The organism is Sulfurospirillum deleyianum DSM 6946, assembly GCF_000024885.1.
Taxonomy (GTDB): Bacteria; Campylobacterota; Campylobacteria; order Campylobacterales; family Sulfurospirillaceae; genus Sulfurospirillum; species Sulfurospirillum deleyianum.
The window spans coordinates 1,864,930-1,885,454 of sequence record NC_013512.1; the positions used below are offsets into that span (position 1 = coordinate 1,864,930).

16 protein-coding genes and 1 tRNA gene are annotated in these 20,525 nt (G+C 40.7%); 7 read left to right on the top strand and 10 right to left on the bottom strand.

Annotated features, from left to right (window positions below):
- Positions 1 to 15 precede the first annotated feature (15 nt).
- The gene (gene gpmI, locus SDEL_RS09300; protein WP_012857601.1) at positions 16 to 1,506 is read right to left on the bottom strand and encodes a 2,3-bisphosphoglycerate-independent phosphoglycerate mutase; all 1,491 of its coding nucleotides are present in this window, start codon (positions 1,504 to 1,506) and stop codon (positions 16 to 18) included.
- A 79-nt stretch (positions 1,507 to 1,585) separates the two neighbouring features.
- Here gpmI and mraY point away from each other — a divergent pair, with 79 nt between their 5' ends.
- The 3 genes from mraY to SDEL_RS09315 all read left to right on the top strand — a co-directional run bounded on the left by mraY (position 1,586) and on the right by SDEL_RS09315 (position 3,968).
- Positions 1,586 to 2,650, top strand: coding sequence for a phospho-N-acetylmuramoyl-pentapeptide-transferase (gene mraY, locus SDEL_RS09305; RefSeq protein ID WP_012857602.1), 1,065 nt, complete (start codon positions 1,586 to 1,588; stop codon positions 2,648 to 2,650).
- Positions 2,647 to 3,840: a UDP-N-acetylmuramoyl-L-alanine--D-glutamate ligase gene (gene murD, locus SDEL_RS09310; RefSeq protein ID WP_012857603.1), complete on the top strand. Its 1,194-nt coding sequence runs from the start codon at positions 2,647 to 2,649 to the stop codon at positions 3,838 to 3,840. Before mraY ends, murD begins: the two co-directional genes overlap by 4 nt.
- 52 nt (positions 3,841 to 3,892) lie before the next feature.
- A tRNA-Phe gene (locus SDEL_RS09315) sits at positions 3,893 to 3,968 on the top strand.
- 13 nt (positions 3,969 to 3,981) lie between these two features.
- Here SDEL_RS09315 and SDEL_RS09320 read toward each other — a convergent pair.
- The 8 genes from SDEL_RS09320 to ciaB all read right to left on the bottom strand — a co-directional run bounded on the left by SDEL_RS09320 (position 3,982) and on the right by ciaB (position 15,026).
- On the bottom strand, positions 3,982 to 6,402 hold the full coding sequence (locus tag SDEL_RS09320; protein ID WP_012857604.1) for an AAA family ATPase: 2,421 nt from the start codon (positions 6,400 to 6,402) through the stop codon (positions 3,982 to 3,984).
- Between the two features lie 195 nt (positions 6,403 to 6,597).
- Positions 6,598 to 8,370 (bottom strand): GGDEF domain-containing protein, encoded by a 1,773-nt coding sequence (locus SDEL_RS09325; protein WP_012857605.1) that lies wholly within the window; start codon positions 8,368 to 8,370, stop codon positions 6,598 to 6,600.
- 77 nt (positions 8,371 to 8,447) lie between these two features.
- Positions 8,448 to 9,044, bottom strand: a complete 597-nt coding sequence (locus SDEL_RS09330) for a hypothetical protein (protein ID WP_012857606.1) — start codon at positions 9,042 to 9,044, stop codon at positions 8,448 to 8,450.
- A gap of 67 nt (positions 9,045 to 9,111) precedes the next feature.
- Entirely contained in the window at positions 9,112 to 9,894 is a 783-nt protein-coding gene (locus SDEL_RS09335) for a substrate-binding periplasmic protein (RefSeq protein ID WP_012857607.1), read from the bottom strand.
- A 48-nt stretch (positions 9,895 to 9,942) separates the two neighbouring features.
- On the bottom strand, positions 9,943 to 10,731 hold the full coding sequence (locus tag SDEL_RS09340) for a substrate-binding periplasmic protein (RefSeq protein WP_012857608.1): 789 nt from the start codon (positions 10,729 to 10,731) through the stop codon (positions 9,943 to 9,945).
- 145 nt (positions 10,732 to 10,876) lie between these two features.
- Entirely contained in the window at positions 10,877 to 11,572 is a 696-nt protein-coding gene (locus SDEL_RS09345; RefSeq protein WP_012857609.1) for an ABC transporter permease, read from the bottom strand.
- A 62-nt stretch (positions 11,573 to 11,634) separates the two neighbouring features.
- Positions 11,635 to 13,080: an acetyl-CoA carboxylase biotin carboxylase subunit gene (locus tag SDEL_RS09350; protein WP_012857610.1), complete on the bottom strand. Its 1,446-nt coding sequence runs from the start codon at positions 13,078 to 13,080 to the stop codon at positions 11,635 to 11,637.
- A gap of 80 nt (positions 13,081 to 13,160) precedes the next feature.
- A complete protein-coding gene (gene ciaB, locus SDEL_RS09355; RefSeq protein WP_012857611.1) occupies positions 13,161 to 15,026 on the bottom strand; it encodes an invasion protein CiaB in 1,866 nt (621 codons plus the stop codon).
- Between the two features lie 113 nt (positions 15,027 to 15,139).
- Between ciaB and SDEL_RS09360 the strand changes: the two genes are divergently transcribed.
- From SDEL_RS09360 to SDEL_RS09375, 4 genes are all read left to right on the top strand, one after another.
- A complete protein-coding gene (locus SDEL_RS09360) occupies positions 15,140 to 16,270 on the top strand; it encodes a hypothetical protein (protein ID WP_012857612.1) in 1,131 nt (376 codons plus the stop codon).
- Between the two features lie 77 nt (positions 16,271 to 16,347).
- The gene (locus tag SDEL_RS09365) at positions 16,348 to 17,955 is read left to right on the top strand and encodes an inorganic phosphate transporter (RefSeq protein ID WP_012857613.1); all 1,608 of its coding nucleotides are present in this window, start codon (positions 16,348 to 16,350) and stop codon (positions 17,953 to 17,955) included.
- A 127-nt stretch (positions 17,956 to 18,082) separates the two neighbouring features.
- Positions 18,083 to 19,336, top strand: a complete 1,254-nt coding sequence (locus SDEL_RS09370; RefSeq protein ID WP_012857614.1) for a DEAD/DEAH box helicase — start codon at positions 18,083 to 18,085, stop codon at positions 19,334 to 19,336.
- Positions 19,333 to 19,779, top strand: coding sequence for a YaiI/YqxD family protein (locus SDEL_RS09375; protein WP_012857615.1), 447 nt, complete (start codon positions 19,333 to 19,335; stop codon positions 19,777 to 19,779). The genes SDEL_RS09370 and SDEL_RS09375 overlap by 4 nt, the downstream gene beginning before the upstream one ends.
- A 1-nt stretch (position 19,780) precedes the next feature.
- Here SDEL_RS09375 and SDEL_RS09380 read toward each other — a convergent pair whose 3' ends face one another.
- Positions 19,781 to 20,410: a YkgJ family cysteine cluster protein gene (locus SDEL_RS09380; RefSeq protein ID WP_012857616.1), complete on the bottom strand. Its 630-nt coding sequence runs from the start codon at positions 20,408 to 20,410 to the stop codon at positions 19,781 to 19,783.
- Between the last annotated feature and the right edge of the window lie 115 nt (positions 20,411 to 20,525).

The following is a 20,525-nucleotide window of genomic DNA, read 5'->3' on the forward strand; positions in this document are numbered from 1 at the left end:
TATAAATTGATTCTTTTAAAATTCGACTAATGGCGCATCCATCTCTTGAGGGATGGGTAACCCCATGAGCTTTAAAACCGTTGGAGCTATATTGTTAAGCCCACCTTTTTTGACACGGTTAACTCGTTTATCTATCACAAAACCATACACATCAAAGGTTGTATGGTTGGTAAGCGTATGATTTTCTTCATCAAACATCTGTTCGCAATTTCCATGATCGCTTGTCAACACAACAGAGTAATTTGCCTTTTGAGCCTTCTCTAACAAGCGTCCAAGCTCAGCATCCACCGCTTCTACGGCTTTAATACCCGCTTCTAAACTTCCCGTGTGTCCAACCATATCGCCATTGGCAAAATTCACGACAATAAAATCATACGCCTCATCCATTGCTTTTAAAACGGCATCGCCTACGGCGTGGGCACTCATTTCAGGCTGTAAATCATAGGTTTTGACTTTTGGACTAGGCACTAAAAGCCTTGTCTCGCCTACTTTTGGCTCTTCAATTCCGCCATTAAAAAAGAAAGTCACATGCGCATATTTTTCCGTCTCAGCCGTATGAAACTGTGAAAGCCCCGCATCAGCAATCACATCGCTGAGTGTATGTTGAGGAGTGTCAGATTCAAACATAATAGGAAAAGGATAACTACTATCGTATTCTGTCATGGTAATGCAAGCAACGCCATTGAGGGTGCGAGGAAATTCGCTAAACGCTTCAAAACCAATGGCACGAGAGAGTTCACGCATACGATCATTTCTAAAATTGGCGAAAATCACCCCGTCGTCACTTTTCATCCCACCATACGCTTCAAATGCGACAGGTTCAATAAACTCATCGCTCACACCTTTATCATACATACTTTGCATATACGCCTTTACATGTAAAGATGTTTCAGGCTCTGCATCGACCATCACACGGTACCCTTGCTCAACCCTCTCCCAGCGATTATCCCTATCCATACTAAAGAAGCGTCCTGAAATAGAAGCAATGTGAATGTTCTCATTGCACAGCCCCTCTAACTGCTCGACAAATCCCATACCAGACGTAGGAGAGACATCTCTTCCATCAGTAATAATATGTAAAAAAACGTTTTTTCCACTCGCTTCTGCGATACGTGCTAATGCCATGATATGCTCAATATGCGAATGCACACCCCCATCACTCACTAACCCAATAATATGAATAGACCCTTTTACATGTAAGAGTTCTTGAAGTGCTTTATTGTTCGCTAAAGAGCCATCCTTGGCTGCGAGTGAAATTTTGACCAAATTTTGGTACAAAATACGCCCACTGCCGATGCACATATGCCCGACTTCGCTATTGCCCATTTGTCCCTCTGGAAGTCCAACACTCAAACCAGAGGTTTGAATAAAGGTATAAGGAACACTCTTAAATAATCTATCGTACGTTGGTTTATGGGCTTTTGCAAACGCATTTGCCACCTCACTTTCATTGTGACCAATACCATCGGTAATAATCAGTAAGGTTTTTTGAATTTCTGGTTTCAAATCGTACCCTTTGTTATCAGCTTATAAGCAATATATTACTAAAATGTTGCTTTTATAAAAATATATGGAAGTCCCCTTTATGCTATATGCTCTTTACAAACTCACATCGATTAACCTTTTTCAGTACATTACGGTTCGTGCAGGTATTGCCTTCTTTTTGGCGTTTATTTTGACCGTTTATTTGATGCCAAAGTTCATTCAATGGGCAAAAGCTCGCAACGCCAATCAGCCAATTTATTCTCTTGCTCCTCAAACACACCAAAAAAAAGGCAAAACACCTACGATGGGAGGCATTGTCTTTTTATGTGCGGCAACACTAGCGGTACTTATGTGCGCACGAATGAACAACCTTTTTGTTATCTCTTCACTAACTTGTCTTCTGCTCTTTGGACTGATTGGTATGAAAGATGACCTTTCCAAAATTTTAGGCAAAAGCAATACCGCAGGACTCACGCCAAGAGCAAAATTGCTTTTTCAAGTTATTGCTGCGTCCATTGTTTCATTTATTTTGTATTACAGTATTGATTTAGACACCACCTTTTTTATCCCTTTTTACAAATACCCTCTGTTTGATATGCACCTCTTAGCCTTAGGTTTTTGGGTATTGGTTATGGTTTCAGCCAGTAATGCGGTCAATCTCACCGATGGACTTGATGGATTAGCAACCGTCCCTTCCATTCTCTCTATTCTCTCCCTTGCCGTCTTTGTTTATGTCGGTGGCAATGCCTTTTTAAGCAGTTACTTACTCCTTCCAAAAGTCGGAGGTAGTGGTGAAGTGGTCATTGTCGCCACAGCGGTTATGGGCTCATTGGTCGGATTTTTATGGTTTAACTGCTACCCCGCAGAAGTTTTTATGGGCGATAGTGGGAGTCTTAGTGTGGGTGCGTTTATTGGGTATATGGCGATTATTTCAAAAAATGAAATTTTGCTCATTGTGATTGGATTTGTATTTGTTTTAGAGACAGTTTCGGTTATTTTACAGGTAGGAAGTTACAAAACACGTAAAAAACGTATCTTCCTTATGGCGCCAATTCATCACCATTTTGAGGTGAAAGGTTGGCCAGAAAACAAGATTATCGTGAGATTTTGGATTATTGCGCTCATGTCAAATCTTTTAGCACTTACGGCATTGAAAATACGATGATAACACTTTTTGGACACGGAAAAACAACCAAAGCAATTGCAAAACGCTATGCAGGAAACTGCCAAATTTTTGATGATGCCTTTACATGTAAAGGTGAAGATGAATACGGAAACCTCCTACTTCCACCCTCTTTTTTTGAGCCAGAAAAAAGCAGTGTAGAGATTCCAAGTCCAGGCTTTCCAACAGAGCATCTACTGATTCAAAAAGCCTTACATGTCACCAGCGAATATGACTTTTTTAAAGAGGCGATGCCTTTTAGCATCTGGATTAGTGGCACCAATGGCAAAACCACTACCACCCAAATGTGCCAATTTCTCTTAGAAAAACAAGGTGCCGTTGCAGGTGGAAATATTGGGACACCTCTAGCAGAATTGGATGAAAAAGCGCCGATTTGGGTCTTAGAAACCAGCTCGTTTACCTTTCACTACACCAAAGTCACCGCACCCGATATGTATCTGCTTTTACCCATTAAGCCTGACCATCTGACATGGCATGGAAGTATGGAAGCTTACATAGACGCAAAACTCTCTCCTTTGGCACGCATGAAAGAAGGGAGTGTGGCTATCTTGCCAAAAGCACACGCCAACGTGAAAACCCTAGCCCATGTGATTGCGTATGAGAATGAGGAAGATTTAGCCCAACAATTAGGCATAGAACTTTCAAAAATAAACTTTAAAACACCCTTTTTACTCGACGCTGTGCTTGCGATGAGTGCACAAAAAGTTCTTTTTGATACCATTGATTACGAGCGCATTAATACCTTTAAAATCGACCATTATAAAATTGAAGAGTTCCACGATAAACAAGGACGTCTCTGGGTCGATGACTCCAAGGGAACCAATGTGGATGCGACCATTGAAGCGCTTAAACGCTATAAAGATGAAGAAATTTTACTCGTTTTAGGCGGTGATGATAAAGGGGTCGATTTGCAAGAGCTTTTTGACTTTATGAAACCTTTACATGTAAAGATATTTGCCATTGGCTCGAACACCGAACGACTGGCTACCTTTGCGCAAAAAGAGGGGCTGTGGCTTTCTAAATGCTTTGTACTTGAAGAAGCCATGAAGCAGATTCATGCCCTCCACACCACCAAAAGCGTTGCCCTTCTCTCTCCTGCTGCTGCGAGTTTGGATCAATTCAAATCGTATGCTCACCGAGGTGATTTATTTAAGGCTTTGGCTCTTTCTTGAGCCTAAGCTACTCTTAAAGTTTTTAAGCTATAATTTCAACTCTTCAAAGCGTGGCTGGATAGCTCAGTCGGTAGAGCAGGAGACTGAAAATCTCCGTGTCGGCGGTTCGATTCCGTCTCCAGCCACCACCAAACTTCTTATTTATTTTTCCCTCTTTTTCATTTCATCTGTGAGTTTTGCCTCAATAATATTTTTAAGCTCCATTCCATCAATCATCTCTTTTTGCAGTAAAGCCAAAGCCACCGCTTCAATGGCGGGCCATAAACGTTTGACCTCTTTTTCGGTTTGCGTTTGTGCGTTTTTCATCCAGACCAAAAGGCGCTCTTCAATCTTTTTTGAAAGCAACTCTTTATCGTACTCGGATTCAATGCCACTGACATTAATGTATCCCAACTCATCATCCATGCCAAAGAGTGCGATAGCAGCATATGCTTGCATGGTTGCTACTTCAAGGTCATTCATTGCTCCACTTTCCATCCCTCCTTGCCCAAAGCGCTCCATTTTGGCAATACGTCCAGCGAGCAAAATACAGATATTGGAAAAGAGCTCTTTTTTAGAAATCGCATCAATATAATCATCGTGGTGAAAGGAGACAAACCCTAAAGCATCACTGCGAGGCGCAACCGTGACTTGCTCAATTTTAATCATGGGCGTAAGAACATAGGAAAGGACGGCATGCCCTGCTTCATGGTAGGCTGTTTTTGTCATAGACATCTCAATATCACGAATCTGTTTATTCTCCAATTTTGCGCCATATTTAATGACATTGATCTGCTCTAAGAGCATCTCTTCGCTAATCTCTTTAAAACCTTTACGTGCCGCAAAAAGCGCAGCCTCTTGTCCAATGCGTTTAAGTGCATCGCCACCCATGCCTGAAATGTAGCGCACCACTCTATCAACGTCAATCGTCGCATCGTGTGGCATTTTTAAAATCTCCTCAATGAAAAAGCGTCTGGCTTGCATATCGAGTTTTGGCACTTCAATGCAAATATCTAAACGCCCTGTTTTAATTAAGGCATCAGGAATATCATCTTTTTGAGCGATGGTCACAATGGTAAATAACGGCGTCTCAAAACTTTGCGTGATAGCATCGATTTCTTCAATCACAGGGGCAACATTCATCGTCGAAATCACCCCGCTAGTAATTCCTTGCACATCAATATCCTCTAAAATCACAATGGCAGGAGCAGAACTGTACGCTTGGGCATACGCTTTTCGAATTTTAGCGCCATCAAACAAATCCGCATCCCGAAGGACGATGTAAGGCATATCAGCCTCATGCGCAAAGGCACGGGCTAAGAGTTTTTTACCCATTCCAGCAGGTCCGTATAAAATCATCCCTTTGGGTGGAAGCATCGAGAAGTGTTTTAAGCGTTCTGGCTCTTTAAAAAGGGTGAGCACCTCACGCAACGCCTCTTTGACCCGCTCTTGCCCCGCAATGTCTTGAAACGTCACCTCTGAGATACATAAAGCGTCTTGCGTGTTTACATGTAACTGCTCCTTGGTGTAAAAGGCATGTTTAAGCGTATAGTTTGCTTTGTCTCCTTTTACATGTAAAGACCACTCAAGGCTAATGCGCCACTGCTGTTTACCAATTTTTTTAAGTAAAAGGGGCTGATTGCGTAGGGCATCCCGCACAAATGCTTTAGCCTTTAACGAGACATTATACGTTATGTGCGTCACCTTTGGGTGTTGTTTTAAAAGTGCATAAACCCCGTTAAAAAGCGTCTCGGGAAGCTTCGTTTGAATATAACGTGCATTTAAATAAGGTGCTAAAGAGAGGGTGAGCAAGGAGATAAAGGTATCAATATTTTTATACTCCATTTGCACGCCACTTTGTTGGTTAAACTGATAGGAGAGTGTATGCAAACTGTGTGCGCCAATTTTAATCAAAGCGGTTAAACTCAAAGGATTAAAAGGAATTAAAGTACCTTCGTTGAGTAAAGAGAGAAGCTTAGCGTTAAAAACCCGTTCTTTATTGCCATTAAGGATTATCTCTTCTTGGGCGAAACGCTCCATTAAAAAAGTATGCGCTTGTAAGGGGTCATGACGAAAGAGCGTCTGTAAATCGGCTCGTTTAAGCAAACCACTTAAACGGGTGGTGCTCATAACCACAACGACCTCTGAAAAATCCACAGGAGCTTTCTTCACGTCTGAAAAAAGCATATAAAGTGCTAATTGTGCCTGAATATCCGCTTTGTCAATATCCTCAAAAAAGAGCAGCGCTTTAGGATGAGCCTCTACAAACGCTACGACATCGTTTTCAAGACTCAATGACAAAGGCTCTTCAGAACTTAAGACATCATTGTACTGATCCATCTGAAACGCTTGGAAAGACTCCAGTCTAGCATCTGCCTTCAAAAGTAACTCTGCCATATAACGCTTACCGCAATTTGGCACACCCATAAAGGTAAACAACGCTCTGATTTTTGAGTGAAAAAAAGGCATTTCAACCAAATGCTTAGCAACCATTTCTATGGCAAAATCTTGGTCAAAGAGGGAAGATTTGAGGCTTTCTTCAAGTTTTAGACTCAAAATATGATAGTTTTTTTCTTCTTGCATCAGGCACTCCTTTCTGCGAAAAGACTATGAATGTTCTTGTAAAACTACAAGAACGTTTAACACGTCTTTGAAGCAAAGCTCCCACGACTACGTTAACACAGGGTTCTCTTCGGCAGAGTGCCCACGCACCCTTGGTGCTTTTCTTCTTTTGCAAAATGAATTTTGCAAGAGTTCTATTCTATCATAGAAATAATATTACGCTGGTTTAATCACCCCTAAATCCACACAAGCGATATGTGCCGGTGAAAATTTTGCACTCTTTTTTAAACGTCCAAAAATTTCATTGAGTTCGTTATCGTCTAAATCATGCTGATGCCCAAAGCCATGACAAATTACCGCTGCACTCACGGTCATCAAAGGAAATGATTGGAGCATTCCATCACGATTTTTTGCCAAAATATATCCTGAACTACGCCCCTCTTCACAGTAAAAACTTTGAATATCTTCCGCAAATTTCACGACAATTTCATGCACAATGTCATAAATTTTTTCAAAGGTATGCTCCTCTTTCAAGTTCCATCCCAAAAAAAAATCATCCCCTCCCACATGGCCTATCAAGCACTCTTCTATCCCCACAGCACTTCTTAAAATATCCGCAAACAAGGTAATAGCACGATCCCCCTTGCGAAAACCATAATAGTCGTTGAAAGGCTTAAAATTGTCAAAATCAAAATACGCCATCATCACTTTTTCGTGTGATTCCATCGCCGTTGAGACAAATTCATTGATGATACGATTGCCAGAGAGTCCTGTTAGGGGATTTTGGTCTTTTGCATCGACGATATTTTTCTCATTAATCATCTCCAAAAGCACTTTAGAACTTAAATAACCCACGTATTTTTCATTTTCCGTAATCAAAATAGCGTCATTTTCATCATCAAAACCATAAATCTTTAAAATTTTCTCAATCGGGTCATTAATATCGGCTCTTCCGCATGAAGAGACAATCTTTTTGAGACTTCCTTGCGTAATGTTGTACAACAACGCTTTGCCATAATTAGAATAAATATAAGTCTTAATATCCGTATCTTTAATCACCCCAATAGGCGTAAAATCACGCTCTAACACAGGCACAAAATGCACAGATTTATCGGCTCTTAACATCTCATACACATCATTGATACTCGAATCAATAAACACAGGATGGTTTTTTTGAAGGTAGCGTGCAATATCTGAGCTTTGCGTACTTTTGCGTTTTTCATTTTGAGCAACAAACTTCAAATGTTCATACGAAGAAACGATTTCACAGACATTACGTGTTGGTTTTTGAACAAAAAAGCCTTGCACCATGTCACATCCTAGCTTTTTACACTCCAAATACTCCTCTTCGCACTCAACCCCCTCCGCAATCGTAAAAATACCCATGACCTGAGCAATCTGAACAATGGAGCTTACAAAAAGCCTCTTTTTCTTACTCAGATGAATTTCACTGATAAAAAAACGGTCAATCTTGATAAAATTTGGATCGGCATTGAAAAGCATTTGTAGCCCTGAAAATCCCACACCAAAATCATCAATCGCCATTTTGTAGCCTTGCTGTTTATAGAGGTTCAATACCAGTTTATCGACCCCCGCATACATGCCTACCTGATGTTTTTCGGAGAGCTCAAAACAGATATTAGACGTGTCCATCTCGTAACTGCTTAAAAGCTCACACGTATAACCCGATTTAAAATCAGGCATCATCGTAATGCGATTATCGAGGTTATAAAAAAGTTTAATATGCTTCGAGAAGGGGAAAAGAGAAAATTTATGAATGGCTTTTTCTCGCAGTTTAACATCAAGGGTATAAAGAATCTTTTCACTAAAAGCCGTATCAAAAATAGCATCTATCGTTACAAAACCAGCACTCTCATAATTGCGGATTAACGCCTCTACTGCATACAATTTACCTGTGTAAATATTGACAATGGGTTGAAAAGCAAAATCCACAACATCAACCAAAGTTTGCCATCGTTCATTAAACATTGTTTGTATCATTCCTTCACATTTATGTGAAGAAATGATATCGCTAAGCCATTACCAAATCATTACATGTAAAACAATCAATCACAATTTTCCACACAAATTTTATGAGGAATCACCCGTCCACCGCACCCTACAAAACAGCTATCATACCCTTGTTCACAGCCACATTGTGTGCTACAAAAACTCTGCTGATTGACTAAAATGGACTCAAAACGAGGCGGTGTGGGCATACGTGGTTCACGAGGTCGCTCCCGTGCCAATCGGTGCAAATAATGGCGTATCTCTTCTCTTTTACGACACGCATACGCCTCTTTTTCTTTATCGCAACGACGTTGAAAATAGTTTAAATCGTAGCTTAACGCATCATATTCTCTGCGCCACTGGTACATCTCATGCTGAAAATCAGCAAAATCTCTACTGTAATACCCATATTCTCGCTCATACGCTCTTTGCTCTTCAATCTCAATGGCTTTTGCTTTGGCATAAGCACTATCCAAACATGCCTGATAGCTTCTATCACACGCACTTTGACAGATATCTTGTTCGCTTTTGCATCTTTCCACACACGATTTGAAAGAGGGTTGAGAACTAGCGATATACTCATTTTGAATCACATAACGAGGTCCACATCCCACAAAAAAGAGCACCAATCCTATCCCTAAAATTCGTAGCATATATCCTCACTTACGCATATTTAAAAAAGTATAACTTAAAATCGTGAAGTTCTCGTGGAATCACGTCCTAAGGATTAAGGACTGCGCCTTTAAAGTAGCGAGCCATAATACGTTCATACATACTAGAACCTTGTGCATCTGGCTCTTTTAAACGGTTGAGTTGACTTTGCATAATGGTAATTTGCTCTTTAGGAATCTCTTTTCCTGCAGCAATATAATAATCAGTATTTAAGAGCACATGTGCCATTTTGTATTGAGTGACATCTTGATTTTCATTGACCAAATGATAGACAAAGGGAAGATCAGTATAAACCAAAGCATCCACCCGTCCATATTCAAGCATCTTGTACCCTTGAAGCGGTGTTGAAACACGGGTAATATTTAAAGAATTGTTCTCTCCAATCTCTTTAAAAAGAACTTTCTCTGCGGATGTCTCTTTAATCGTCGCTATTTTTAGATTTTGTAGAATCTCCAAACTATTCTTTCCCTTAGGTATCTCCATCCCTCGTTTGGTAATCACACCCAAACGAACTGTGGCAATAGGTCCAACCCATTGAAAAAAAGATTCCCTCTCTTTAAGTCGTGAAGCACTAATCAAAAATGATGTAGGATGTTTCAACGCTTCATCGTACACCTCTTTCCACGGGGCGAGGTGTATCTCCTCTTGTGAAAAACGTGGTCGAATCGTTGCTAAACTCGCTTCTAAAACATCTAAACTAATTCCTTTAACAACCCCTTTCTCACGAAAGTTAAAAGGAGGATTAGGTTCTGTATAAACAAATGTCTGTGCCACAAGAGTCGTTGCTAACTCCAATAACACAAAAAATCCTATCAATACTCTTAAATGCATTTTATATCCTCATAAATTTTTTAATTTAAAAAAATGTACTTATACATCCTAAGGATTAAGGACTGCGCCTTTAAAGTAGCGAGCCATAATACGTTCATACATACTAGAACCTTGTGCATCTGGCTCTTTTAAACGGTTGAGTTGACTTTGCATAATGGTAATTTGCTCTTTAGGAATCTCTTTTCCTGCAGCAATATAATAATCAGTATTTAAGAGCACATGTGCCATTTTGTATTGAGTGACATCTTGATTTTCATTGACCAAATGATAGACAAAGGGAAGATCAGTATAAACCAAAGCATCCACCCGTCCATATTCAAGCATCTTGTACCCTTGAAGCGGTGTTGAAACACGGGTAATATTTAAAGAATTGTTCTCTCCAATCTCTTTAAAAAGAACTTTCTCTGCGGATGTCTCTTTAATCGTCGCTATTTTTAGATTTTGTAGAATCTCCAAACTATTCTTTCCCTTAGGTATCTCCATCCCTCGTTTGGTAATCACACCCAAACGAACTGTGGCAATAGGTCCAACCCATTGAAAAAAAGATTCCCTCTCTTTAAGTCGTGAAGCACTAATCAAAAATGATGTAGGATGTTTCAACGCTTCATCGTACACCTCTTTCCACGGGGCGAGGTGTATCTCCTCTTGTGAAAAACGTGGTCGAATCGTTGCTAAACTCGCTTCTAAAAGGTCAAAAGCCAGACCTTGAACCAAGCCTTTTTCTCGTAGATTAAAAGGGGGATTGGGACTTGCGTAAACAGCGATGGTAGGAGCTGCGAAACTTGTACTGTAGAGTCCAAAACATAAACATAACGCCATTAAAACTCTTAAATGCATTTTACGTCCTTACACACTCTTTTTTGGTTTTCTCTAAAAAGGCTTATGGTAACGAAAACTTAAAAACAAAAGTTAATTGACTTTATCAACTATAACACAACCAGACTTATGCAAAACTCAAAAAAGGTAGGAGATGCAAAAAAGCTTACTTATCCCCTCTTTTGGTCACAAAATACAAATACAAAAGATTACACATAGCGCCACTGCTTAGCATCATCGCCATAACAACAATTTGGTAACGCACCGCAATAAGCGGATCAATACCTGAGAGAATTTGCCCTGTCATCATCCCCGGCAAAGAGACAAAACCCACGGCTAAAAAAGTGTTGATTTGAGGCATCATCGAAGCTTTAAAAGCAATGCCACGTGCTTTTTCCATTTCGCACTGTTCACGCTCTTTTTCATAACGCTCAGCGCACAAAGAGATGGCATTCATCGCATTAGCATAAATCATCCCTGCTAGAGGAATAACAAAACGAGCTTCCAAAAGCGTTTCACGCTCTAACACCATCACCAAAACCCATCCTAAGTTGAGTGTTCCAGAAAATGTAATACACGCTAAAATAACCAGATACGTTTTAATGTCTTTATGGCGAATATTGCGTCTTGCAATCAACGAAGCACTGACCACCATGACCACTACAACCAACACTAAAAAAAAAGTGGATTGGGTGGTAAAAAGAGAAGTAAGTACATACCCTATAGCAATGAGTTGAACACTCATCCGCACTGTTGCTAGTAAAATTTCGCTCTTCTTCCCCACCCACCGATAGTAAAAAAAAGCAACAACGCTTAGAGGAAGTAGCATATAAAGAAGATTGATAAGTGCAATGGTTTGCATAAGATGTTCCTTATGAACATTTTGAGAGAGTATCCTCAAGACACCCTCTCATACGTTTATATCTATTTTTGATTCATTTTAATAGCAGCGGCGATGGCGGCAACTTTGGCATATTTTTCTTCATCTTCTTCAAGATGAGAAATCGCCTCCATTGTAAAGGTAGGTAGTTTTTTATCCAAATAGGTTGTATTGAAAATTCCCTCTTTAAAATCCTCATCACGAACAATTTCACGATGTAAAGGAATATTGGTAGGGATCCCTGCTACAATAAATTCATCCAATGCCCGTCGTGATTTTCGAACCACGCTATCCCAATCCAACCCTGAAACAATCATTTTTCCAATCATTGAGTCATAATTGGTTGGCACCACATAATCTTTAAACCCAATAGAGTCCATTCTCACCCCTGGCCCACCGGGTGAAAGATAGGTTGTAATGCGCCCTGATGAAGGAATAAATCCATTTTTTGGGTCTTCTGCATTGATACGAAACTCTATCGCATAGCCTCTAAATTTAATATCTTCTTGCATAAACGGCAATTTATTGCCTTCTGCGATACGAATCATACGGTAAATAATATCAACGCCCGAAATCGCTTCTGTAATCGTATGCTCGACTTGAACACGGGTATTCATCTCAATAAAGTAAAAATTATCTTCTTCATCGACCAAATACTCAACCGTTCCCACGCTCTCATACCCTAGCTTAATCATCGCTTTTTTAGACGTTCGAAGTAACTCTTTTCGAACCGTATCATTTAAACGAGGACTCGGCGCAATTTCAACAACTTTTTGATGTTTTCTCTGAATCGAACAATCACGCTCACCTAAGTGAATGACGTTGCCATACTTATCCGCAACAATTTGCACTTCAATGTGACGAGGGTTGGAGAGGTATTTTTCAATAAACGCATCTCCTCTTCCAAAAAAGCGTTCTGCTTCTTTTGTAGCCGCTTCAAACATCGCCACAAACTCTTCTTCTTTTTTAACGATACGCATTCCCTTACCGCCACCGCCAAAGGCTGCTTTGATAATCACAGGAAAGCCTATCTCTTTTGCGATTTTTATCGCTTCATTGATATCGGTAATAGGGGTATCTGTTCCTTCAATTACAGGAACACCAACAGCTTTCATAGCAACTTTAGATGCCATTTTGTCCCCAAAAAGAGCAATATGCTCAGGTTTTGGTCCAATGAAAATAATGCCATTGTCAATACAGTGTTGTGCGAAATCTGGATTTTCCGATAAAAATCCATACCCAGGATGAATAGCATCCGCACCTACTTTTTTGGCAATTTCAACAATGTTTTTATAGTCAAGATAAACCCGAATCGGATCACCCTCTAATAAAACACTCTCATCAGCTTTTCGTACCCAAACGCCCCTCGCGTCAATAGTCGAAAAAATAGAGACACTTTTGATGTCCAACTCTTTACAAGAACGAATAATTCTCAGTGCAATCTCACCACGATTTGCAATCAGAACTTTGGTAATCTTCTTTACCTGCATATGTGTCTCTCCACCTCAAAAAATAGGCACAAATTATAACACTAAAAGATAAAATTACCTCTGCTTATACAAAAAGTTGATTACGCACCTGACATCCAATCCTCTCTTTTCACACTCTCATCAATTTCTCGTCCCATACGCTGATGCAACGCCCAATAATAATTCACAAACGAAGCGACTGTTGCATCGTGGGGAACATAAACGCCCTCTTTTTTACATGTAAAGCGCTCCAAGAAGAGTTTGGCATCTTTTTTAGCCAAATAATGCTCCGCCAAAGCACTGTAGGTTTGAAGGTACCACGCTTTTAGCGCCTCATAGGCTTCTAAGTGAATCTCAAGTTTTTTGCCATCAAAACGCAACACACCACTTTCAAAAAGCCCACTGAGATGGATTAAGCCTTCGCAATAATAAGGCTCCACTTCACCCGTTTTCATCCACCCAATTAAGCCCACCGCACGCTTGATGGTATCTCGCAACAATGGCTCTTTCAGTGCTTCTTCTTCCTCCATAAAAAAGGCAACCAAACCACCTGTGGTCGCTTTAAACTCCTCAATGTTTTTAAAAACGCCGCTTTGATTCATCACGCTCTCCGTGTCACTATCCATCCATAAAATGTGCCCAAACTCATGCCCAATGGTACTCACCTCATAGACCTGATGCCACAAAGAGGGCTGGTGAAACACCACTTCTCGCTCTGCGTCCATAAAGGCTTTGCCAAAAACATCGTGGTGAATTTTTAAAAAGGGTTTGGCACGCAAGGAGTCTAAAATGTTATCGGCAAAGGCAAAAATTTTCTTGCCACACTCTTTCGTCACCGTTTCATCGTTGGGAACGACTTGTGCGGAGAAAAGCCCGTTAAACTCAGCCGCGTAAAAGAGTGCAGGACGCCCGATGTAGAGCTGAACACGCTTAAGATTTAAGAGCACATTCTCTTTTACATGTAAAGATGTGTGAGCACTCTTTTCAAAGACTGCCTTAAACATCTTTTCAATGCGCTCTAAAGTTTGCTCAGCACTTTTCATCAAAGGATTACTTAAGCGTACATCCCACTCTAAGGCAACTGCTTTTTTGTAGTGGTCTTCGTAATATTCTAAAGGATGTCCCACTTGAATAGGTGAGGTAATTGCCATCCATGTTCTATCGACCTGCGCCCATTTGCCAATGAGTTTAGCCCTATCTTCTTCCACAAACGCTTCTTTAATCGCATTAAAGTAGGCAATGTACGCCTCTTTTTGCCCAAAATTCTCATCTTCTAAATAACTCAAATCCGCCACCAACGCCTCTAGCGCATTCTTTACATGTAAAACGTGTGAGGGGAAAGCTAAGGCATAGGCTTTGGCTTCGTAACCACCTTGTACCTTCTCTAAAACCGAGTACGAGCGATCCCCCACTTTGCCGGAGGGCTCTACATCTAAAAGCCCTTTGTCCTGCAACATCGCCATGATTTTGGATTCATCGTGGTCGTACTCTAACTCCAAAAGCGGGTTAATAGTGTTGATGATATGCTCCGTCCATGCACTCTGCCAAACACTTAACGCCACACCCACCTCATGTACGCCTCCTAGTATTCGGCGATAAAAGGGACTTAGCAGTTGCTCTGCTTCGATTTGCGACAACAAACGCTCATGCTCTTTGAGGTAAAACTCACTTACCCAAAGGTAGGCTTTCTCTTTTGCTTCAGTGATAAACAGCGCATCTTTGCCCTCTTTTTCTAAGGCTTGTACCATCTGCTCATCTCGTAGACTAATCAGTCGTGTCAAAATCGCCACACGGTTTTCTTTGATCAACGAAAGCTCAATTTCCTCCAAAAACGCATCAATAAACGCTTCAATTTTTGTATCATAACTTTTTGATTCCACAATGCTAAAGTACTCCCCCAACGCTTTTTGGCGCTCTTCTAAAAGAGAGTAGAGTCGTTTTAAATCATCTTCAAAGGCTTTCTTCATGATTCATTCCATTCGTTTTTTAAGTATAATTTTATCTGCTTTTATATCAAGCATGCCTTTAGTCCCTAGACTAAGCCTTAAACGTCAACCATTTTTTTTTAAAGAGTCATACCATGCAAAATAGTCGTTATGAAGCCATTAACACTTATCTAAACAAAGGCACTATCGAAGCCTATCTTGCGGATGCCAAAGAGAAGCAACTCCCGTTTTGTATCGCAAAATTTGGTTTTGAGGTCGATTTGGAAGATGGTTTTTTCTTTAAAAATCTTATTTTTTTCATGCAAACGCATCTGGAATTTCTTCCCATTATCCATCATGGTAACGACACTTTTCTCATTCTTTTCCGCAATGTCAAGCTCCACGATGCAAAAAAACGCCTTAAAAACCTTGAACATATCATAAAAATAGAGTTTAAACGAGAAATTAAAAGTATAGGACTCACCCTTTTTGACCCACAAGAGAGCTACAAAACCCTTTTTGAGCGTCTGGAAAAATACTACGTGCTTTCAAAACTAAGCAGACGCAAAAAAATCTTTTTTGGCACGGCTGATTTTGATTTGTACGAAACCATCAACCCAAATCTTCTCTTAGGTGCCATCTTTAAAAGAGAGAATAAAATCACCCTGAACAATCTTTACAACGGTATTCCCATTCAAGAAGAAGCCGTGGTGGCAAAATTTGAAGAAGGCGTGATACAGCTCAAAGTGGCGTCGCCTAAAATTTCTTTTTATATCAATGAATCCTTTACATTTTTACAACACGATAAAATTCCGCATATCCTCAAAGCAAAAATCATCAAAGTTGACCCTATCAAATCTTTGCTCGTCTTAAACCATATTGAACTCCTAGAGCACTCCGCTTTAGATCGTTTGGATATTCGTATTGCACCGACTAAAACCATTCATGCCACACTTTCTCATCAAAAAATCAAGTGTTGCGATGGAATCATCAGCAATCTCTCAGAGAGTTCACTGGTCTTACATGTAAAGATAAATGACATTGAGAAAATAGTTCAAAAAGGATGGAGTGAACACGCTTTTGAGATTGCCTTTCAGTTGCCAACTACCAAAGGATTTTTAACACCTATTAGCGCCAAAGTGACTATTTTTAACATCGTCAATGAGTCCATTGTGCTCTCTTTACAACCCAATGTTTTTATGAAATCTAAACTAAGGCATTACATCGCCTTGCAACAGAACACACTTTTACTTCAACTAAAACAAGAGCTAAAACATCTCATTTAGTAGATTTAAAGTGAACTTATACTACATTTTCTCCCTACAATAAAAAGATTACATGATTATTACATCAAAGGAACTGTATGGAGCTGCAATCCATCAAAGACGTTAAAAATGCTGAGGGCTTTGGAATACAAGACCTCATGAAACTGGTTGGAGCGATAGTGTTTATCCTCCTTGTGATTTGGTATGTGTCAACCCTCTCAAATGAACTCCCCAATAAAAATATCTTAATTGTTGCAGCCATTTTTGGTGGTTATATGGCGATTAACATCGGGGCAAACGATGTCGCCAACAATGTCGGTCCTGCGGTGGGCTCTCAAGCACTGAACATTTTTGGTGCCATTATTATTGCCGCTATTTTTGAGGCAGCGGGTTCTTTAATTGCGGGTGGCGATGTTGTGGGTACGATTAAAAACGGCATTATTGACCCGAACATGATTCAAGACACCAATACCTTCATTTGGCTGATGATGGCAGCCTTGCTCGCAGGTGCTATTTGGCTCAACCTTGCCACCGCTTTTGGCGCACCTGTTTCCACCACTCATGCTATCGTGGGCGGTGTTGCAGGAGCGGGTATTGCCGCTGCAGGTTTTGATGTGGTCAGTTGGGATACAATGGCTGAGATTGTCTTTAGCTGGGTACTTTCACCCTTTTTAGGCGGTCTTGTTGCGGCGGGTTGTTTGTATTTTATTAAGCAAAGTGTTATTTATCAAGACGACATGCAAGCTGCCGCTAAAAAAGTTGTTCCATGGATGATTGCTATTATGACGTGGTCTTTTGGTACGTACATTATCTTAAAAGGGGCAAAACAACTGATTAAAGTCGATTTTATGACGGCTTCGGCGATTAGTTTTGTTCTAGCGCTCATCACCTACTTTGCGGTTAAAGCATCTATCAATAAAACAGATACAACCGACTGTACCCGTGACTCAGTCAATAAATTTTTCAACATTCCACTAATCTTCTCAGCCGCTCTTCTGAGCTTTGCACACGGAGCCAATGATGTTGCCAATGCCGTTGGACCCTTGGCGGGTATTTACGATGCTCTGACCACAGGCGGTATCTCCGCTAAAGCGGGTATCCCTCTTTGGGTGATGCTTCTAGGTGCGGTTGGTATTGTCGTAGGACTTGGTTTGTATGGCCCTAAACTGATTAAAACCGTGGGCAGTGAAATTACCGAGCTTGACCAGATTCGTGCCTTTTGTGTTGCGATGTCAGCAGCACTTACGGTTATCATTGCGTCACAAATGGGTCTGCCTGTTAGTTCCACCCATATTGCAGTCGGTGCGGTCTTTGGCGTAGGCTTCTTGCGTGAATACCTGATGCGTAACCGTGTTAAAGAGACCGAAGAGGATTTTAAACAGCGAAAACTCGATGAAGAGATGTCAAGACTAGAAGAGTACAAACACTCCCTAGAATCTCTTGGAAAACTCAAAAAGGTTGACCCTATTTTGGTTAAAACCTTGATGAGTAAAATTAATGAGGAAAAAGCTATCATTAAAAATATCTACGAAGGGGATTTGGAACTCAGTAAAATTGAGAAAAAAGCGATTAAAGCGGTGCGTAAACATGAACTGGTTAAACGCTCCGCTTTAAAGATGATTTTAGCAGCATGGCTTATTACCGTTCCTGCTTCGGCTTTGCTTTCTGCCATTTTCTACTTTATGATTCGAGGTATGTTACTCTAGTTTTTAAGGCTTAGCCTAGAGCTAAGCCTTATTTTTACCCTCCAGTTTTAACTCAAACTGTTTTTACATGTAAAACACTTTTGTACTTTTTCTGTGACACACTACCCTTAAAGGAAACCCTTATTTTATGTTATTTTCAGATTTAAACCTTAATGCCTCTATTTTAAAAGCCGTTCAAGAAGAAGGCTATACCCATCCTACGCCTGTACAAGAAAAAGCCATTCCTTTTATTTTAGAAGGACGTGACATGCTAGCGGGCGCACAAACGGGTACAGGCAAAACCGCTGGTTTTACACTTCCTCTTTTAGAACTCCTCTTAAAAAAACCACGCAACAAAGCCAAACCTTCTCTTCGTGTGCTTATCTTAACCCCTACACGAGAACTCGCCGCACAAGTGGGAGAGAGTGTGAGAACCTATGGCAAATATTTACCCTTTAAAAGTGCGGTTATTTTTGGAGGGGTGGGCATACATCCTCAAATTCAAACGCTGAAAAATGGCATTGATATTTTAGTGGCAACCCCTGGGCGTTTGCTCGACCACGTCTCACAAGGAACGATTAATCTCAAAGAGATTGATACCTTTGTACTCGATGAAGCCGATAGAATGCTGGATATGGGATTTATCAAAGACATTCGCAAAGTCATTGCCCTGCTTCCTTCCAAACGTCAAAATCTTCTCTTCTCCGCCACCTATTCCGATGAGATAAAAACACTCTGTGCTTCTATCTTAAAAAATCCTGCGGTGGTAGAAGTCGCTCGCCGTAACACCTCAAGTGAACTGGTCAATCAGCGTGTGATTATCGTTGATTGTAAACGTAAAACGGCTCTTTTGGGCAAACTCATTTCGGAGCACAAATGGAAGCAAGTTCTCGTCTTTACCCGCACCAAACACCATGCCAATAAAGTCTCTGAATATCTCAGTAAAATAGGCATTAGCGCATCAGCGATTCATGGGAACAAAAGCCAAAGCGCTCGTACGAAAGCCTTGGCTGATTTTAAAAGTGGTAGCATTAAAGTGTTGGTTGCCACGGACATTGCCGCACGGGGACTGGACATTGACCAACTGCCGCATGTCATTAACCTAGAGTTGCCTAACATTGCCGAAGATTACGTGCACCGCATTGGACGAACAGGACGGGCTGGAAATGAGGGTGAAGCGATTTCCTTAGTCTGCGTGGATGAATTTGACTACTTAAAGGGCATTGAAAAACTAATTAAAAAAACACTAGAGCGTGAAGTCGTGGAAGGCTTTGAGCCAGACCCAACGATTAAAGCAGAACCCATCCAACAAGGAAGAGGCGCTAAACCTCAGGGGCAACCAAAACGAAGAGAGCATGCACCTCGTGAATACGTTGAAAAAAGAAGAGAAAAAAAGCGATGACCATCTTTGTCGATGCCGATGCTTTTCCTAATGTGCTCAAAGAGATTCTGCTTCGCTTTGTCTTAAAGCGAGGCATTTGCACACGTTTTATCGCCAATAAAAAGATTACTATCCCTGATGTTGCGTTTATTTCCATGGAAATTGCCCCACAAGGCGTGGATGAAGCCGACCACTTAATCGCTTTTACATGTAAAGAAAAAGACATTGTCATTACCGCAGATATTCCCCTAGCCGATAGAATTGTTGCCAAAGGAGCGATTGGGCTAGACCCACGTGGGACGATTTACACGATGGAAAATATCAAAGGCTTACTTGCCATGCGAAACCTGATGCAGGAGCTTCGTGATGGTGGCGAAATCACTGGAGGACCTAGTGCCATTGGCGAGAAAGAAAAAAGAGCGTTTGCGGATGCTCTAAACGCTCTTTTGCAAAAATATACCTAATTTACGAAACCGCTCGAATTTCTCTAATCGGTTTAATACCAAAATAATCCCAGAAGTATTTGAGAGATTCTAAATGCATTTCAATGTACGGTGAGTCACTTTGTTTGCCGTAGATAAAAAGCTTCAAGCCTGAGACATCCCCCACAAATTGAAAATGTTCAGGTTTGTAGAGCTCCCCGTAAAACGCAAGACTCTCTTCTCGTTTTTGCGCAAAATTTTCCAAACGCTTCGTGTAAAAATCGCTCTGTAAAACCCCGTTGTAACACACACTTTTGCCTGTGTGTGTGCTAATAGCAGGACAATCCGTATCCACCAAAATATGCTCAAAATAAGGAGTGATGGGGTAAAGCTTACACGCAGGGGTGCGATGCTCATAAATACTGCATTGATTATTTTCATAATACCTACAATGCCCCTTTCCATCGTTTAAAAGCACATACGCCATCAAGCGTTCATTGTCAATGCCAAATAAAATGGGAAAATGGGTATAAACCTGCGCAAAATCCTCTAAAATCAGTGGTGATGCCACAAAACCTTTGGCGCCATTGCAACACGCCCCCTCACAACTTGAACACCCGTTAAAATAAAAATTTTCAGACTTTATATTCACATAACTTCCAATGCTTCGCATCCAAACCCCTTTTACATGTAAGGGGTATAAGCATTTTTAGTTCCGTTTTAAACATCTCTACGCTTTTTTTATCTTTTTAAAAGGCTATTTCATCCCTTTTAAATGCCACTTAAAA

Bases quoted from the DNA above. Each gene is read 5' to 3' on its own strand.
- SDEL_RS09350 (WP_012857610.1), bottom strand. From the start codon at position 13,080: ATGCAGGTAAAGAAGATTACCAAAGTTCTGATTGCAAATCGTGGTGAG.
- SDEL_RS09370 (WP_012857614.1), top strand. From the start codon at position 18,083: ATGTTATTTTCAGATTTAAACCTTAATGCCTCTATTTTAAAAGCCGTT.
- murD (WP_012857603.1), top strand. From the start codon at position 2,647: ATGATAACACTTTTTGGACACGGAAAAACAACCAAAGCAATTGCAAAA.
- SDEL_RS09375 (WP_012857615.1), top strand. From the start codon at position 19,333: ATGACCATCTTTGTCGATGCCGATGCTTTTCCTAATGTGCTCAAAGAG.
- SDEL_RS09365 (WP_012857613.1), top strand. From the start codon at position 16,348: ATGGAGCTGCAATCCATCAAAGACGTTAAAAATGCTGAGGGCTTTGGA.
- SDEL_RS09330 (WP_012857606.1), bottom strand. From the start codon at position 9,044: ATGCTACGAATTTTAGGGATAGGATTGGTGCTCTTTTTTGTGGGATGT.
- SDEL_RS09320 (WP_012857604.1), bottom strand. From the start codon at position 6,402: ATGCAAGAAGAAAAAAACTATCATATTTTGAGTCTAAAACTTGAAGAA.
- ciaB (WP_012857611.1), bottom strand. From the start codon at position 15,026: ATGAAGAAAGCCTTTGAAGATGATTTAAAACGACTCTACTCTCTTTTA.
- SDEL_RS09345 (WP_012857609.1), bottom strand. From the start codon at position 11,572: ATGCAAACCATTGCACTTATCAATCTTCTTTATATGCTACTTCCTCTA.
- SDEL_RS09325 (WP_012857605.1), bottom strand. From the start codon at position 8,370: ATGTTTAATGAACGATGGCAAACTTTGGTTGATGTTGTGGATTTTGCT.
- SDEL_RS09360 (WP_012857612.1), top strand. From the start codon at position 15,140: ATGCAAAATAGTCGTTATGAAGCCATTAACACTTATCTAAACAAAGGC.
- SDEL_RS09335 (WP_012857607.1), bottom strand. From the start codon at position 9,894: ATGCATTTAAGAGTATTGATAGGATTTTTTGTGTTATTGGAGTTAGCA.
- SDEL_RS09340 (WP_012857608.1), bottom strand. From the start codon at position 10,731: ATGCATTTAAGAGTTTTAATGGCGTTATGTTTATGTTTTGGACTCTAC.
- SDEL_RS09380 (WP_012857616.1), bottom strand. From the start codon at position 20,410: ATGCGAAGCATTGGAAGTTATGTGAATATAAAGTCTGAAAATTTTTAT.
- mraY (WP_012857602.1), top strand. From the start codon at position 1,586: ATGCTATATGCTCTTTACAAACTCACATCGATTAACCTTTTTCAGTAC.